We start from the raw sequence: 15,368 nt of genomic DNA, 5'->3' as shown, positions 1-15,368 counted from the left end.
AGAGGCACGACATGGCAATCGAAATGATCGAGAACTTCGACATGGGCACGCAGATCAAGGTGATCGGCGTGGGCGGCGGCGGCGGCAATGCCGTCGAACACATGATCCAGGAGGGGGTGCAAGGCGTGCAGTTCATCTGCGCCAACACCGACCAGCAGGCCCTGAACCGCTCCAGCGCCGAGATGCAGCTGCAGCTGGGCAACTCCGGCCTGGGCGCTGGCGCCAAGCCCGAGGCCGGTCGCGCCGCGGCCGAAGAGGCTGTGGATCAGATCCGTAATGCGCTGGACGGCTCGCACATGGTGTTCATCACCGCCGGCATGGGCGGTGGCACGGGCACGGGCGCTGCGCCGGTGATCGCCCGCGTGGCCAAGGAAATGGGCATCCTGACCGTGGGTGTGGTGACCAAGCCGTTTGAGTTCGAGGGTGGCCGCCGCATGAAGCAGGCCGACGCCGGCCTGGCCGAGCTGGAAGCCAATGTCGACTCGCTGATCGTCGTGCTCAACGAAAAGCTGCTGGAAGTGCTGGGCGATGACATCACCCAGGAAGAGGCCTTCTGCAAGGCCAACGACGTGCTGAAGAACGCCGTGGGCGGCATCAGCGACATCATCCACATCCCCGGTCTGGTGAACGTTGACTTTGAAGACGTCAAGACCGTGATGAGCGAGCCGGGCAAGGCCATGATGGGCACCGCCACGGCCACCGGTCCGGACCGCGCCACCAAGGCCGCTGAAGCCGCGGTGGCCTGCCCGCTGCTGGAAGGCATCGACCTGTCGGGCGCGCGCGGCGTGCTGGTGCTGATCGCGGCCGGCAAGGCCAACTTCAAGCTGAGCGAATCGCGCAACGCGATGAACACCATCCGCCGTTACGCGGCCGAAGACGCGCACGTGATCTACGGTACCGCCTACGACGAAAGCCTGGGCGACGCCCTGCGCGTGACCGTGATCGCCACCGGCCTGAGCGGCGCCCGTCGCCAGCAGGCCCCGATGACGGTGGTGCACAGCGCCCCGCAGGCCTTTGCCCGCACCGGCACCGACAACATCCCCGTGCTGACCGATCCGGTGGGCCACGTCGCGCCCGCCAGCATGGGCCGCGCCGCTGTGGGTGGCAACGACTTCAGCGGGCTGAACACGCCCAGCGTCTGGCGCTCGGGCCGCACGCAGGCTTCGGCCCGCGTGGATGCGCTGGCCAGCAATGGCATGGACGAGATCGAGATCCCGGCCTTCCTGCGCAAGCAAGCCGACTGAACGGTCGGTCCTCTCTCTGATTGTTGCCTCTTTGATCCCCCCGCCTTGCCAGGGCGGGGGGCTTTTGGCTTGAATTTTGGCTTGAATAACCCTGTTCACCAACGGTTGACAGGAGCTTCCTTCATGACAGACCCGCCGCACTGGGGTACGGTGCAGGCATGAAGTCTGTCGTTGCTTCCCCCGCTCGGGTGGCCGTGCTGGCCGTGGTGCTGTTGCTGTCGGCGTGCAGCGTGTTGCAGATGGTGTATTCGCAGGCCCCGCGCTATGTGCAGTGGCGCAGCAACGTGGCCCACCATTTCAATGCGGAACAGTACAGCCTCGTCAAGGCGGTGGTGCATCGCTGGTTTGCCTGGCATCGCCAGGATCAGATGCCACGGGTGGCCGCCTTGCTGGCCCTGGCGGCCGACGATGTGCGCGGGCCGGTGAGCCCGGCGCTGGCGTGTGAGCGGCGACAAGCCTATCTGGGGCTGGCCAAACAAGGTCTGGCGCGTGCGGCGCCGCTGGCGGCGGCGGTCATGGTGCGCCTGGGCCCTGAGCAACTGGCGCGGGTGCGGACCTTCTACACCGACATCAACAACGACTTCCGTGACGACTACCTCGCCGATGACCCGCGGGAGCAGGCCGAGCTGGCCGCTGACTTCATGCTCAAGTGGGGTTCATGGGTGTACGGTGATTTCAGCGATGGGCAGCGCCAGCGTCTGGTCGCCGAGGTGATGGCCTTGCCGTTCAGTGCGCGCACCGTGCTCGACGAGTTCCAGCGCTTTCAGCGGCAGTATGTGCAACTGCTGCGCGACATCCAGACGCAGGGGGTGACGGCCGAGCAGGCGTCTCAGCGCCTGCAGGCCATGGTGCTGGATGGCATCGACCCGCAAGAGCCAGTGCGCAAGGTGCAGATGCAGCGCTGGGTGCAGGCAGGCTGTGCGTTTGCATCGTGGTTTCAGGGGCAGACCACCGACGAGCAACGTGCCCATGCGGCGCGCACCCTGAGCGGTTGGCAGGCGGATGTGGTAGAGATCGCCAGCAGCCCGTGAGTGTGCGGACGCATCACCGCAGTTGATCTCGTGCGCGTTGCAGCGCTTTCCAGAACGCCGCGTCTTGCGAGGTGGCCATGTTGATGCGCATGAGCGTGGAGGGCTGACGCTGCGCGAGAAACAAGGTGCCGGGCGCGATCAGCCAGCCTGCGTCCAGCATGGGGTGGGTGAGCCGTTCGGTGTCCACCCCCACGTCCACCCAGCCGAACAGGCCTTGAGGCGGGGTGATGAACTGGCAGCCAGCGTGTCGCGCCAGTTGCATGCACCGGGCCCGAGCCGCGTCCAGTTGACTCACCACCCGTTCGCAGTGGCGTCGCAACTGGCCCTGCTCCATGCAGTGGGCCAGGGCCTGCTCAAGCACGGGCGGCGTGGTGAGTGTGGACAGCAGCTTGGTGTTGGTGAACCGATCAACCAAGGAGGGCGGGGCAGCGATGTAGCCGACCCGCCAGCCTGGGGCCAGCACCTTGGAGAAACTGCTGATGTGGATGGTGCGACGCAGTTCGTCGAGCACGCTCAGGCGGGTGGCGTGTCGCGGGGCCAGGAAGGCGTAGATGTCGTCCTCCAGGATGTGGAAGTCGTGCTCTTCGGCCAGGCGCAACACCTGGTGGGCATGGCCTGGCGACAGCATTGCACTGGTGGGGTTGTGCAGCACCGACACCGTGACATACAGCTTGGGTTGATGGGCGCGCGCCAGTTGCGCCAGCACGTTCAGATCGGGGCCGTCCACCCCTCGTGGCACGGGCAGGATGCGCATGCCCATGAGTTGCAGGCGCGCGAACTCGGCCGCCCAGCCGGGCTCGTCCACCAGCACCGCGTCACCGGCGCGCAGCAAGGTGCGCGACACGGTGTCCAGCGCATGGGCGCCACCCACGGTGGTGATGAGTTGGCCGGGGTCCACCTTCAGGCCGATTTCGTCGAGCCGATGGGTGAGCGCATGGCGCAGGCGCAGATCGCCTGCCGGGTCGCCGTAGTTCAGGCTCAGGGCTTCCAGGCCATTGCCCTGCGTCACTCGGCGCAAGGCAGCACCCAGCATGCCGGCGTCCAGCCAGCTGGGTGGCAGGGTGCCCAGGGCCGGCATGGCGCGTTGGCCCGGCGCATGGAACATGCCTCGTATCAGGGCGGTGGCGTCGATGGGCTGGGTGGGCTCGAACGGTGATCGCCGGGGCGGTGGGCTGGTGCGCGGCCGTTCGCTGTTCAGGGTGCGCACGTAAAAGCCGCGCTGGCTTCGGGCCTCCACCAGGCCCCTGGCCTGCAACTGATCGTAGGCGGCCACGACTGTGTAAGGGCTGACCTGGTGGGTGCGAGCGCATTCGCGCACCGAGGGCAGGCGCGTGCCTGGCGGCAGCAGGTGGTGTTCAATGCGGTGGGCAAAGCGCTGCACCAATTGCTCGGTCAGGCTTTGATCGCTGTGCCGGTTGAGGGCTTCTGTCATGGTCGAATCTGATGGGCTGTATTGGCGCTAATACCAATACAGGTTGATCACATGTTCTTTCATCTGTACTGGTTTTGTATTGGTAGTGAGCCCTACATTGCCACAGATGCACAGCACACATCAAGTCCCCTTGACCGGGGCGCCGGCCACGTCCTGCGCACCCATCCCGCCCGCCACACCATGGCGCCCCGTGGTGCTGGGCTTGCTGGCCGTGGCCATGTTCGCCATGACCATCCCCATGACGCGGGTGGCCACGGGCTCGCCTGAGGCGCCGCAGTTGCCACCCTTGCTGGTGGCGCTGGGCCGTGGGGCTTTGGCAGCGCTGCCGGCGGCCCTCTACCTCGGGTGGGTGCGTTCACGCCGGCCGTCCCGCGCAGAGTGGCCCTGGCTGATGGGGGTGGTGCTGGGTGGGGTCATGGTCTTCCCGGCGTGCATGGGTTGGGCGGTCCGGCAGGTGCCGGCCTGGCATGCCTCGGTCATCACGGGGGTGCTGCCCCTGTTGACGGCCGTGCTGGCCAGCGGGTGGCTGGGCCAACGGCCATCCCCAGGGTTTTGGTGGTTTGGTGGCCTGGGCATGGCGTTGGTGCTGGGCTTTGCCCTGAGCACGTCTTCCAGCCTGGCGGTGGGGTGGTCGGGGTGGCCCGATGTCAGCCTGCTGATCGGCATGGTGGGCGCGGCGGTGGCCTATGTATCGGGCGCGCGCGCGGCCCAGCGGCGACCGGCACCCGAGGTGATGTCTTGGGCGCTGGTGCTGGCCTTGCCAGTGACGGCGCCCGGCTTGTGGTGGCAGTGGTCGCTCACGACCACGGGATGGGCGGCGACCGTGCAGCCCCAGGCCTGGTGGGCGCTGGCTTACGTGGCCTTGTGTTCCAGCTGGCTGGGTTTTTTTGCCTGGTACGCGGCCCTGGCACAGGACGCCATGCGGGTGAGTCAGTTGCAGTTGCTGCAGCCATTCGGGGCGATGGCGCTGTCGGCCTGGCTGCTGGGCGAACACGTCAGTGCCTGGGCACCGCTGTGCGCGGTGGGGGTGGCCTGGTGCGTGTGGCGCGGGCAGTCCCATCTGCGGCGCGGTGCGCCATCGGCGAGGTGAGGCCCGCATGAGCATGCCCCAAGCCTGGCGATTGGCGGCCCGCACCGCGGCCATGAGGCCATCGGCCGTGCGCGACATCCTCAAGGTCACGCAGCAGTCTCGGGTGTTGTCGCTGGCTGGGGGGCTGCCCTCGCCCGACAGTTTTCCAATCGAGGCCCTGGCCGAAGCCAGTCGCCGACTGTGGCTGGAGCGTGGCGCGTCGGCCTTGCAGTACGCAGCCAGCGAGGGCTGGCCCGCCTTGCGCCAGTGGGTGGCGCAGCGCCTGTCGGCCCATGGCGTGCCCGTGGCCCCCGAGCAGGTGCTGATCACCTCGGGCTCTCAGCAGGGGCTGGACCTCTTGGGCAAGGTGCTGATCGAGCCAGGGCAGCCCGTGCTGGTGGAGCAACCCAGTTACCTGGGCGCCTTGCAGAGTTTCGCGCCTTACCAGCCTGCATGGCACACCTGGGCCACCGACGCGGAGGGGCCTCTCCCCGACGGCCTGAGGGCGGGGCACCGATTGGCCTACCTCGTGCCCAGTTACCAGAATCCATCGGCGCGTTGCGTGTCGAGTCAGCGGCGTCGCGCCTTGGCGCTGAGGGCCGCCGCCGTGGGGGTGCCCGTGGTGGAGGACGACCCTTATGGTGAGCTCTGGTACGAGCAGGCACCGCCACCGCCTTTGTTCACGCACGCCCCTGACGACGTGGTGCTGCTGGGCTCGTGGTCGAAGGTGCTGGCGCCGGGTTTGAGGCTGGGCCATCTGGTGTGCCCTGCCTCGCGGCTGGACGATGTGGGCGCACGCCTGCTGCAGGCCCGCCAAGGCGCCGACCTGCACAGCAGCAGCCTGGGGCAGGCCTTGGTGTGCAGCTTGCTGGAGCAAGGCTTTGACCTGGACGCCCACCTGGCGGGTGTACGACAGCGGTACCGGGCCCAGCGCGACGCCCTGCACCAGGCCCTGTTGAGGCACTTGCCACCGGGATGGCAGTGGCAGGTGCCTGCGGGCGGCATGTTTTTCTGGCTGCAAGGGCCCGCGACGCTGGACGCTGCGGCCTTGTTGCCTCAGGCCTTGAACGCCGGGGTGGCGTTCGTGCCGGGAGAGGCCTTTGGGGTGCCGGGTCAGGTCGCCTCGGCGCTGCGGTCTTGCATGCGCCTGTCGTTCGTCACCTTGTCGCCAGACCAGCTGGACGAGGCCGTGCGCCGGCTGGCTTCGTGCCTGCCGGGCGCGGCCTGAGCCCAGGACGTTACTTCAGCTCGGCCGACGACTTGCCCAGCAGGCGCCGCGCGATGATCAGCAACTGGATCTGCTGCGTGCCCTCGAAGATGTCGAGGATCTTGGCGTCGCGGGCCCACTTCTCCAGCAACGAGACCTCGCTGTAGCCCACGGCGCCGGCCAGCTCCACGCACTTGAGCGCGATGTCCACGCAGGTGCGGCCCGCCTTGGCCTTGGCCATCGAGGCTTCCAGCGAGTTGGGCCGGCCGTTGTCGGCCATCCAGGCGGCCTGCAGGGTCAGCAGGCGTGCGGCTTCGTAATCCGCGCGCAGGCGCACCAGTTCGGCCACGGCGTGGGGCTGGCGGTGCAGGGGGCGGTCGGCGTCCAGTGTCAGGCCAGCCTCGGCCATCAGCGGCGTGATCTCGTCCAGGCAGGCCTTGGCCAGGCCCACGGCCATCGCGGCCACCAGCGGGCGGGTGTTGTCGAAGGTCTGCATGACCCCGGCAAAGCTCTTCTCGGCCTGGATCTCGGGGTCGCCCAGCAGGTTGGCCTTGGGCACGCGGCAGTCTTTCAGGATGAAGGCGGCCGTGTCGCTGGCGCGGATGCCCAGCTTGTGCTCCAGCCGGGCCAGCTCGAAGCCGGGCGTGCCTTTCTCCACGACGAAAGACTTGATGGCCGCACGGCCCAGGCTCTTGTCCAGCGTGGCCCAGACCACGACCAGGTCGGCGCGGTCGCCGGAGGTGACGTAGATTTTTTCGCCGTTGAGCACGTAGTGATCGCCGTCCAGGCGGGCGGTGGTGCGGATGGCGGCCGAGTCGGAGCCGCAGCCCGGTTCGGTGATGGCCATGGCGGCCCAGCGGCCTTTGAAGCGCGCCAGTTGCTCTTCGTTGGCCACCGAGGCGATGGCCGCGTTGCCCAGGCCCTGGCCAGGCATGCCCAGCAGCAGGCCCACGTCGCCCCAGCACAGCTCCATGATGCTCAGGCAGGTGGAGAGGTTGGTGCCGTTGGCGTTTTCGTCGGGGTTGCGGGGCGCGGTGCGGCGCACGCCGGTGGCGCCTGCGCCCATTTCGCCCATGGCGTCGTTCATGCCGTTGATGGCGGCGGCCAGCATGTCCAGTTCAACCGGGCGGTCGTGTTCGGCGCGGTCGTATTGGCGAGAGATGGGGCGCAGCACCTGGCGGGCCACTTCACGGGCCTGGTTCACCAGCGGGGCAAAGCGCTTGGGGGTGTCGAGATGGATCATGGTCGGGTGTCCTGAAGGATGTGGTGAGCGTGGTGAAGCCGTGGCTGCAGATCACAGCAGCATCCCGCCCTCCATCACGGCCAGGGCACGCAGGTCGCGGTACCAGCGCTCGGCCGGGTGCTCTTTCACGAAGCCATGCCCACCCAGCAGTTGCACGCCATCGCTGCCAATGGCCATGCCCTTGTCGATGCACTGGCGGCGCGCCAGGGTGATGGCCTCGGCCACGGCGGGGTCGTCCGCGCCCAGGGTGTCGGCCAGTTCGGCGGCGCGCCAGGTCAGCAAGCGCATGCCTTGCAGTTCGATGGCGATGTTGGACACGGCAAACGCCACCGATTGGCGGTGGCTGATGGGCTCGCCAAAGGCCACGCGCTCGTTCACGTAAGGAATGAGGTAATCGAGCACGGCTTGCGCGCAGCCGATGCTGAGTGCGCACCAGCCCAGGCGGGCCAGCTGGATGCATTCGCGGTAGGCGCCGGGTTGGTCGGCCCCCAGCAGGGCGTGGGCTGGCACGGCCACGCCGTCCAGCTTGAGGCGGCCGGTGGCGGCGGCACGCAGGCCCATGGCGGGCTCGGGGGCGCTGCTCAGGCCGGCGGTGCCGGCTTCCACCACGAACAGGCGCGGGCCCTGGCCTGGCAGTTCGGCCGCGATGATGAAGAGCTCGGCGCCGTCCACACCGGGCACCAGGCTTTTTTCACCGTCCAGCACAAATCCACCACCGGGCGCGGGGCGGGCCACGGTGCGCAGCGCAAAGGGGTCGAACACGGGCGTGGGCTCCACGATGGCCAGGGCGGCGGGCGGCGGGTGCTCACCCGCGAAAGCACCCAGGTAGGTGGCCTGCTGCTGGGCGGTGCCCCAGCGCAAGAGGCTCAGGCTCACGGCGGCGGGCGCCAGACAGGCCCAGGCCATGCCCAGGTCGCCATGGGCCAGTTGTTCGGCGATCAGCACCTGGGTCATCACGGCATATGACGAGCCCGATCCCCCCAGCTCATCGGGCACGGCCAGCGAGGCCACGCCCAGTTCGGCGAAGGCGGTGGCCAGCGACGGAGCCAGTCGACCGTCGGCATCGGCCTGTGTGGCGGCGGGGCGCAGTTGTTCGTCGGCGAACACGCGCATGGCCTCCATCATCATGGTCTGTTCGTCGTCGGGGCGCAGGTCGAACAGGTCGGTGGCGGTTTTGCGCTGCGGACGTTGAGCCGACCCCACGCCTTGCACCAGCTTGAAACCACGGCTGGCCGTGGCGATGGACTTGAAGCCCAGCTTGGTGCCCTCGTAAATCAGGCGCTGGGTGGGGCCGCGCAGCCCGGATTTGTCGAGCTGAGGCGAGGCCGCGACCTTGCGCAGGGTGCGCAGGCCCATGCGGACGATGTTGCTCATGGGGTGTCTCCGTGAAGGTTTCGCTGAGCGAATGTGGTGTGAAGTGTCATGGTCGTCGAGTCTGGAGCGCATGTCGAGCCGCGTTCCATCCTCGTCGTTATTCGAAGCGGAACTGTCCCGATTGAATGGCGTTCAGGTGCTCGCTGCTCAGGGGCGTGTAGCCCGTGGGCGTCAACACCCACAGGGCATCACTCACCTGGGCCGGGTCGAAGGCCTCGCGTTTGAGCTCGACCTTGCGGTGCTTGAAGGTGGCCGTGACCTCGTGGGTGTCGCGCACACGCAAGAACAGGGGCACCGCATACTTGGGCAAGGTGGCCTTGAGCCCGGCCATCAGCGCCGCGCCGTCAATGGTGTGCACCCCCTCGTCCAGTTGCACGGCGGCCATGCCCGCGCGGCCATCGGCCCCCGGGATCTGCACGCCGTACACCACGGCCTCCTGGATGCCGGCTTGCTGGCACAGGGCGGCTTCCACCTCCGTGGTGGCCACGTTCTCGCCCTTCCAGCGGAAGGTGTCGCCTACGCGGTCGACGAACTGGATGTGGCCAAAGCCCTGGTCGCGCACCAGATCGCCGGTGTTGAACCAGGCGTCGCCTGTTTTGAACACGTTGCGGTACACCTTGGCCTCGGTGGCCTTGGCGTCGGTGTAGCCGTCCAGCGGGGCCTTGTCGGTGATCTCGGTGAGCAGCAGCCCGACTTCGCCCTTGCCGACCTGGCGCATGAAGCCTTGGCCGTTCTGGGCACGGATGGGTTGCTCTTCGGCCACGTCGAAGGCGGCGATGGCGAACGACAGGGGGCACATGCCGGCACTGGCGGGCATGTTCAGGGCGTTCACGAAGGCGAGGTTGCACTCGCTGGCGGCGTAGAACTCGGCCACGTGCTTGATGCCGAAGCGCTGCTGAAACGCCGGCCAGATGTCAGGGCGCAGGCCGTTGCCGATGATGGCGCGCACACCATGGCGGGCGTCATCGGGCTTGGGGGGCTGGTTGAGCAGGTAGCGGCACAGCTCGCCGATGTAGGTGAAGGCGGTGGCGCGGTGGCGGTCGATGTCGCCCCAGAAGCCCGACACGCTGAACTTGCGGGCCAGGGCCAGACAGGCGCCCGCGCCCACGGTGGCCCCCCAGGACACGGTCAGCGCGTTGTTGTGGTACAGCGGCAGCGCGCAGTACAGCACGTCATCCTGGCGCAGCCTCAAGCCCAGCACGCCCAGACCATACAGGCAACGGTGCCAGCGGTAATGCGACATCACCGAGGCCTTGGGCATGCCGGTGGTGCCCGAGGTGAAGATGTGGAAGGCCGCTTGCTTGAGCGTGATCTGCGCGGTCTCGGGCAGGTTGGTGCGCGGGGCGCGGGCGATGTCGTCGCGCAGGTGTTTCCAGCCGTGCGGCGCCGGGCCGTCGCCGTCCCACCACCACGTGATGGGGTGGGCGGCGAGTTGCTCCGGGCTCAGCGAGTGTGCGGCGTCTTCGCACTCGGCGCCCAGCAGCACGATGCGGGGGCCCGTGATGCGCAGGGTGTGGGCCAGCGAGTCGCCGCGCAAGTTGTGATTGAGCAGGGTGACCGTGGCGCCCAGCTTGACGATGCCCAGGGTGTAGGCCAGCACCTCGGCGCGGTTTTCCATCAGCAGGCCCACGGCGTCGCCGGTGCGCACGCCGGCCTGTTTCAGGCTGTGGGCCAACTGGTTGGCCCAGGCGTTGAGCTCCTGGTAGGTCCAGACGCGGTCTTCAAAACGCAAGGCCGGTCGGCCCGGGTGTCGTGCGGTCTGCCGTTCGAACGTCAGGCCGATGGAGCCCGTCTGGTGGGGGCGCAAAAATGCCAGGCGCAGCAGGCCAGGCACCAGGATGGGCAACTCGGGCGCCATGCGCAGCCCGGCACCCAGCCAGGTCAGCAGTCCGATGGTGCCCGGGTTGGCGGCGGCGTTGGAGTCGGGTACAGCAGGAGTGGTTTGCACGGCAGGCCGATGAAGGTCGGTGGATGGGATGGGTGACAGGAACGGGCCTGCATCATCGGGTTACACCGGGGGCCTGGCGAGGATGGCGGGCGCCATCTCCGTAGAAACACTGTGCGAGAAGGGTTGAATGCGCGACAGTGGCGACCGTGCTCAGGGGCGCAGGCGCCAGCGGGCCAGCAGCCGAACCATCACCACCAGGCCGAGGGCCAGCACGCCCAGGTTGACGCCGGGCTCGCCCACGTGGTCGGCCAGGGCGGCCACGGTGGGCCAGCGGGGGGCTGCCCACAGCACCGCCACGACCACGCCCGCCACAGCGGTGGCGGCCAGGCTGTGCAGCAGGGCGTTCTTGAGGGAGGGGGGCATGACCATGCGGGCGATCGTGCCGCCATGCCCGGCCCCAGCGCATCACCCAGCCTGGGAGGGGTGGGTAGTAGGGTTGGGGGGGCGCCAGCCTTCCAGCACGGCGATGAGTTGCCCTCGGTCGATGGGCTTGCGCAGGTGCAGCACCTGATGGGCGTCGCAGCGCCCCGGCAGCGTCGCATCAAGGTCACCGGTCACCAGCGCGGCGGGCACCGCCAGGCCGAATTCATGCCTCAGGGTGGCGATGGCCTGCAGCCCGTCTTCCTGGTCGCCCAGTCGGTGGTCGCTCAGGATGGCCGCCGGCATCTGCCCGGCCTGCGCGATCCGTTCGATCACGTCCTGACTGGAGGCGCCCGCGGCGACCTGCCAGCCGGCCTGACGCATGATGTCGCAGGTGGTCTGGCGCACATCGTCATCGTCTTCCACCAGGGCCAGCAAGGGCGGGGTGGCCGGTTGTGCGGTGCGCGCGCCCAGGACTGTGGGGGTGGCGGCCGGGGCCGGGCAGGCCGGCAGCCACACTGAAAAACAGCTGCCTCGACCGGGGCGTGAGCGCACCGTGACCCGGTAAGAGCCGGCGTCTGCCAGCCGCCTCACCACCGCCAGCCCCAGGCCCAGCCCCTGACTGCGCTGGCGTTGTGTGTTGTGCCCCTGGACATAGTCGTCAAAGATGGTGGCCTGGGCTTCGCGCGCGATGCCGCACCCCGTGTCCCACACTTGCAGCACCGTGCAGTTGCCACGCAAGCGCGCGCGCACGCACACCTGACCTTGGGTGGTGTAGCGCAAGGCGTTGTCCAGCAGGTTGCGCAGCGTGCGCTGCACGAACACCGGATCGGCCATGCAGCCCAGCGTGGCGGGCACGGGGTGACAGTGCCAGCCCAACGCCCGCGCCTCGAAGGTGGGGGCCAGTTCGGCGTGCAGTGACTCCAGCAGGGGCGCCACCGCCAGGGCGCGTGGGTGGTGGGGGTGTTTGCCGGCCTCCAGGCGGGCCATGTCGAACAGCTGGTCGAACACAAAGCGCAGCCCTTCCAGGGCGGTCTGCATCCGGCCGGCGGTGTGGCGCAGGCGCTCGGCGTCGTCTTCCTGGTGCATCAGCCCCGCCAGCAAGGTCAGGCTGTGCAGGGGCTGGCGCAGGTCATGGCTGGCCGTGGCCAGAAAGTGGCTCTTTTGGCGGTTGGCGCGCTCGGCGTCGTCGCGGGCTTGCCGAACGTGGTCGATTTCTCTGGCCAGCTCGGCCAGCAGGGCTTCGTTGCGTCGACGCAGGCGTTCGGCCTCCAGCAGGCGTTGTTCGATCAGGCGCCCCACGGCCAGGCAGGTCAAGGCCGACACCGTCAAGATAAGGGCGATCAGGCGGTGTCCCTGCCCGTCCGACAGCACCAGGCGTGCACTCAGCATCAGCAAGATGGGCGTGCTCGCCACCACGGCCACACCCGTGTCGTGTGTGGTGAAGAACATCGCGGTGTAGATGAACACCAGCAAACCCGTCAGGATCAGCAGGTGCCACTGCTCGTCAAGCGCGCCCCACAAGGCGATGGAGAGCAAGGCCCAGCCCAGGCTCTGGCTCAATTCCCGCCACAGCGTGCGGGCCCGCCATCGGGGGTAGTTGTTGTCGTTGATTTGAATGTGGCGCAGGCGCCAGGGCGCCCGGGCCGCCCACGCCCACGAGCCCAGCAGCAGGGCCACCGCAGGGCCCCACGCCCACCACGGCAGGCCGCTGGCGCGGATGACCGGGCCCAGGGCCAACAGCACCAGCAGTTGGCCGGCCACGGTCCAGGCGTCCAGGCGCCAGTGTTCGCGCAGCTGGTCGATGTAGATGGCGCGGTCGTCTGCCCCCAGACCTTCGAGTGACAGCCGCAGTACCCGCATGTGTGGCGCAGCGTGCGGCGTCAGGCGGCGCTGCGGGCGCAACTGAGCACCAACTGCACCCGGTTGGCCACGCCATGGGCCTGCAAGATGGCGCTGACATGGAGCTTGACGGTCTCGGCGCTGATGCCCAGGGCCTCGGCGATCATCGGGTTGGTGGCCCCTTGCAGCAGATGGGCCATCACCTCGTGCTGACGCGGCGTGAGCGGCACCGCGCGGGGCGGTTCGGTGGGCGTGGGCACGCCGGCGCTGATGAACAGCTCGCGTGGGAAGTACAGGCCCCCAGCGGCGATCACGGACAGGGCGTGCTCGAATTGCACCAGGCTGCCCTGCTTGGGCACGAACGCACACGCCCCGTCGCGGATGCAGGCCATGGCCAGGTCAAGGTCGTTGTGCGCCGACACGATGGCCACGCGCGCCTGCGGCACCAGGCCGCGCAGGGCGATCAGGGTGGGCACGCCCTGGCTGTCCGGCAACGACAGGTCCAGCACCACCGTGTCGGGCTGCCAGCCAGAGCCCAGCGCGCCCCGGGCCTCGCTCAGGCTGCCGGCCTGCCGAATGTCTGCCAGGGGCACGGCCCGGCGCAGCACGCTGACCACCCCCTCGCGCAGCAGGGCATGGTCATCGATCACCAGGACCGCGTGGGTGTGACGAACAAGGGTGCTCATGCTGGGGCATCATCTTGAGGCACCGGCAGTGCCTTGGCCACCGCCTGAACGCGGGCCTGGTGAATCTGTGCGCCGATCTGTGGCCCTTGGCAGCCGCGCTCAAGCGCCTCGGCGGAGATCTGTGCGGTGTTCACCGACAGCGCCGCCGACAGGGCCTGTTGCAGGTGCGCCGCCTGAGGGTAAGGGCGTTCCTGCCAGCCCAGGCGGCCGCGGGCATCACACTCGCAGGCCTGCAGCACCTCCAGGAAGCGCTGTGGTTTGCGGATGGCATCACAACGCTCCAGCAGCCGCACCGTGGCCGCGGCCGACAGGCGTTCACTGCCGTGGATGTGCCCGTGCTCTCGCGCCACCACCTCGGCCAGCTCACGGCAGTCATTGGGCACGCGCAGGCGCTCGCCCACCGCCCGAATCAAGCGCACACTGCGGGCCTCATGCCCGATGTGCCTGGGCAGCACGTCGGCGGGCGTCTGCCCCTTGCCCAGGTCGTGACCCAGGCAGGCGTAGCGCACAGGCAGTGTGGCATGGAGCCGCGCACTCATGTCCATCACCATCATCGCGTGCACGCCCGTGTCGATTTCAGGGTGGTAGTCGGCCCGTTGAGGCACGCCCCACAGGGCCTCCAGCTCGGGCAACAGGCGTGCCAGCGCGCCGCAGGCCCGCAGGACGTCGAACATGCGCGAGGGCCTGATCTCCATCAGGCCCCGTGACAGCTCCTGCCACACCCGCTCGGGCACCAGGTGGTCCACCTCGCCATCGCGCACCATGCCCCGCATCAAAGCCAGGGTGTCGTCGGCCACCACAAAATCGGGCAGGCGTGCCGCAAAACGCGCCAGTCGCAGGATGCGCACCGGGTCTTCAGCGAACGCCGGCGAGACATGCCGCAGCACCCGGGCCTGCAGATCAGCGCGTCCGCCGTGGGGATCGATCAATGACCCGTCCGGGGCTTCTGCCATGGCGTTGATGCTCAGGTCGCGGCGCAGCAGGTCTTCTTCCAGGGTGACCTCGGGCGAGGCGTGCACCACAAAGCCCTTGTATCCCCGACCGCTTTTGCGCTCGGTGCGGGCCAGCGCGTATTCCTCGCCCGTGTCGGGGTGCAGGAACACCGGGAAATCCTTGCCCACGGGCCGAAAGCCCTGGGCCACCATGGCATCGGGTGTGGCGCCCACCACCACCCAGTCGCGGTCGCCGCCGGCCCGGCCCAGCAGGCGATCCCGCACAGCGCCGCCGACGAGATAAATCTTCATGGGCTGAGTGTACGGCGCGATCCAAGCTGGTGCCGGCCCCGGGGGCCAGGTGCCCCACATCAGGGCCTTGCGAAGGCGCTGGCGATGCGCCAGGTGCCAGAACGGCGCACGAACAGCGCAAGAAGGGGCGCTAAGGCGACAAACATCGCTTGGCAGGCTGGCACGCTGTGTGCATGATATGGCATACCCAATCACCACAGGAGGTCGCATGCGCCCCCACGTCCTTGCTCTCGCCGCCGCCATGTTGGCTGGCTCAGGTCTGGCTTCTGCCGCTGATCCGGTCGTTGGCACCTTCTCCGGCTCGTCCAAGTCGAACTACTACCTGTTCGACATCGAGACGGCTGGCACCTTCTCCGGGTTTGTGTTTTCCCAGACCGACATCCTGCCGGGCTACGACATCACCACGGTGATGGTCAACGGCATCCTGCTGGATGACCTGGTGCCCGCTGCGGCCGACTACTACGCCTTCAGCCTCGATGTGCTGCCCGGCACCATGTCGTTCTATGTGGCTGGCCTGTCCCTTGGTGGTGGCAGCTTCGTCGGTTCGTACACCGTCACCCCGGTGCCTGAAGCTGGCGCGGTGGCCATGGCCCTGGCCGGTGCGGGTCTGGTCGGCGGTGTGGCCGCTGCGCGTCGCCGCAAGGCCGCCTGATCACCACCTGTTCGCACTTGCCTGCAGTGACGGGGG

Annotated in this window: 13 protein-coding genes; 5 read left to right on the top strand and 8 right to left on the bottom strand. The window is 68.4% G+C overall.

Annotated features, from left to right (window positions below; translation table 11 throughout):
* The first annotated feature begins 11 nt into the window (after positions 1 to 11).
* Both ftsZ and WNB94_RS06845 read left to right on the top strand, forming a co-directional pair.
* Complete coding sequence (gene ftsZ, locus WNB94_RS06850) at positions 12 to 1,244, top strand: cell division protein FtsZ (protein ID WP_341389265.1); 1,233 nt, start codon at positions 12 to 14, stop codon at positions 1,242 to 1,244.
* Positions 1,245 to 1,402: 158 nt separating this feature from the next.
* Complete coding sequence (locus tag WNB94_RS06845; protein ID WP_341389264.1) at positions 1,403 to 2,275, top strand: DUF6279 family lipoprotein; 873 nt, start codon at positions 1,403 to 1,405, stop codon at positions 2,273 to 2,275.
* A 13-nt stretch (positions 2,276 to 2,288) separates the two neighbouring features.
* Here the strand turns inward: WNB94_RS06845 and WNB94_RS06840 are convergent, their stop codons facing one another.
* The gene (locus WNB94_RS06840) at positions 2,289 to 3,707 is read right to left on the bottom strand and encodes an aminotransferase-like domain-containing protein (protein WP_341389263.1); all 1,419 of its coding nucleotides are present in this window, start codon (positions 3,705 to 3,707) and stop codon (positions 2,289 to 2,291) included.
* 106 nt (positions 3,708 to 3,813) lie between these two features.
* Here WNB94_RS06840 and WNB94_RS06835 point away from each other — a divergent pair, with 106 nt between their 5' ends.
* Positions 3,814 to 4,797, top strand: a complete 984-nt coding sequence (locus tag WNB94_RS06835; protein ID WP_341389261.1) for a DMT family transporter — start codon at positions 3,814 to 3,816, stop codon at positions 4,795 to 4,797.
* 7 nt (positions 4,798 to 4,804) lie between these two features.
* Positions 4,805 to 6,004: an aminotransferase-like domain-containing protein gene (locus WNB94_RS06830; RefSeq protein WP_341389260.1), complete on the top strand. Its 1,200-nt coding sequence runs from the start codon at positions 4,805 to 4,807 to the stop codon at positions 6,002 to 6,004.
* A 10-nt stretch (positions 6,005 to 6,014) separates the two neighbouring features.
* Here WNB94_RS06830 and WNB94_RS06825 read toward each other — a convergent pair whose 3' ends face one another.
* The 7 genes from WNB94_RS06825 to WNB94_RS06795 all read right to left on the bottom strand — a co-directional run bounded on the left by WNB94_RS06825 (position 6,015) and on the right by WNB94_RS06795 (position 14,680).
* Positions 6,015 to 7,226, bottom strand: coding sequence for an acyl-CoA dehydrogenase family protein (locus WNB94_RS06825; RefSeq protein ID WP_341389259.1), 1,212 nt, complete (start codon positions 7,224 to 7,226; stop codon positions 6,015 to 6,017).
* 51 nt (positions 7,227 to 7,277) lie between these two features.
* Positions 7,278 to 8,600 carry an acyl-CoA dehydrogenase family protein gene (locus tag WNB94_RS06820; RefSeq protein ID WP_341389258.1) on the bottom strand — a complete coding sequence of 441 codons (1,323 nt, stop codon included), beginning with the start codon at positions 8,598 to 8,600 and terminating at the stop codon, positions 7,278 to 7,280.
* 97 nt (positions 8,601 to 8,697) lie between these two features.
* Complete coding sequence (locus tag WNB94_RS06815; RefSeq protein WP_341389257.1) at positions 8,698 to 10,548, bottom strand: long-chain-acyl-CoA synthetase; 1,851 nt, start codon at positions 10,546 to 10,548, stop codon at positions 8,698 to 8,700.
* Between the two features lie 150 nt (positions 10,549 to 10,698).
* Positions 10,699 to 10,917, bottom strand: a complete 219-nt coding sequence (locus WNB94_RS06810; protein ID WP_341389256.1) for a hypothetical protein — start codon at positions 10,915 to 10,917, stop codon at positions 10,699 to 10,701.
* Between the two features lie 36 nt (positions 10,918 to 10,953).
* On the bottom strand, positions 10,954 to 12,771 hold the full coding sequence (locus WNB94_RS06805; RefSeq protein WP_341389255.1) for an ATP-binding protein: 1,818 nt from the start codon (positions 12,769 to 12,771) through the stop codon (positions 10,954 to 10,956).
* 20 nt (positions 12,772 to 12,791) lie between these two features.
* A complete protein-coding gene (locus WNB94_RS06800) occupies positions 12,792 to 13,436 on the bottom strand; it encodes a response regulator (protein ID WP_341389254.1) in 645 nt (214 codons plus the stop codon).
* Positions 13,433 to 14,680: a multifunctional CCA addition/repair protein gene (locus WNB94_RS06795; RefSeq protein ID WP_341389253.1), complete on the bottom strand. Its 1,248-nt coding sequence runs from the start codon at positions 14,678 to 14,680 to the stop codon at positions 13,433 to 13,435. Before WNB94_RS06795 ends, WNB94_RS06800 begins: the two co-directional genes overlap by 4 nt.
* Positions 14,681 to 14,888: 208 nt before the next feature.
* Here WNB94_RS06795 and WNB94_RS06790 point away from each other — a divergent pair, with 208 nt between their 5' ends.
* Positions 14,889 to 15,332, top strand: a complete 444-nt coding sequence (locus WNB94_RS06790; protein WP_341389252.1) for a PEP-CTERM sorting domain-containing protein — start codon at positions 14,889 to 14,891, stop codon at positions 15,330 to 15,332.
* Positions 15,333 to 15,368: the final 36 nt, after the last annotated feature.

The sequence above is a fragment of the Aquabacterium sp. A3 genome, assembly GCF_038069945.1.
Classification (GTDB): Bacteria; Pseudomonadota; Gammaproteobacteria; order Burkholderiales; family Burkholderiaceae_C; genus Aquabacterium.
This window is presented reverse-complemented; position numbering and strand designations above follow the sequence as displayed.

Bases quoted from the DNA above. Each gene is read 5' to 3' on its own strand.
- ftsZ (WP_341389265.1), top strand. From the start codon at position 12: ATGGCAATCGAAATGATCGAGAACTTCGACATGGGCACGCAGATCAAG.
- WNB94_RS06840 (WP_341389263.1), bottom strand. From the start codon at position 3,707: ATGACAGAAGCCCTCAACCGGCACAGCGATCAAAGCCTGACCGAGCAA.
- WNB94_RS06830 (WP_341389260.1), top strand. From the start codon at position 4,805: ATGAGCATGCCCCAAGCCTGGCGATTGGCGGCCCGCACCGCGGCCATG.
- WNB94_RS06795 (WP_341389253.1), bottom strand. From the start codon at position 14,680: ATGAAGATTTATCTCGTCGGCGGCGCTGTGCGGGATCGCCTGCTGGGC.
- WNB94_RS06835 (WP_341389261.1), top strand. From the start codon at position 3,814: ATGCACAGCACACATCAAGTCCCCTTGACCGGGGCGCCGGCCACGTCC.
- WNB94_RS06820 (WP_341389258.1), bottom strand. From the start codon at position 8,600: ATGAGCAACATCGTCCGCATGGGCCTGCGCACCCTGCGCAAGGTCGCG.
- WNB94_RS06810 (WP_341389256.1), bottom strand. From the start codon at position 10,917: ATGGTCATGCCCCCCTCCCTCAAGAACGCCCTGCTGCACAGCCTGGCC.
- WNB94_RS06790 (WP_341389252.1), top strand. From the start codon at position 14,889: ATGCGCCCCCACGTCCTTGCTCTCGCCGCCGCCATGTTGGCTGGCTCA.
- WNB94_RS06805 (WP_341389255.1), bottom strand. From the start codon at position 12,771: ATGCGGGTACTGCGGCTGTCACTCGAAGGTCTGGGGGCAGACGACCGC.
- WNB94_RS06800 (WP_341389254.1), bottom strand. From the start codon at position 13,436: ATGAGCACCCTTGTTCGTCACACCCACGCGGTCCTGGTGATCGATGAC.
- WNB94_RS06845 (WP_341389264.1), top strand. From the start codon at position 1,403: ATGAAGTCTGTCGTTGCTTCCCCCGCTCGGGTGGCCGTGCTGGCCGTG.
- WNB94_RS06825 (WP_341389259.1), bottom strand. From the start codon at position 7,226: ATGATCCATCTCGACACCCCCAAGCGCTTTGCCCCGCTGGTGAACCAG.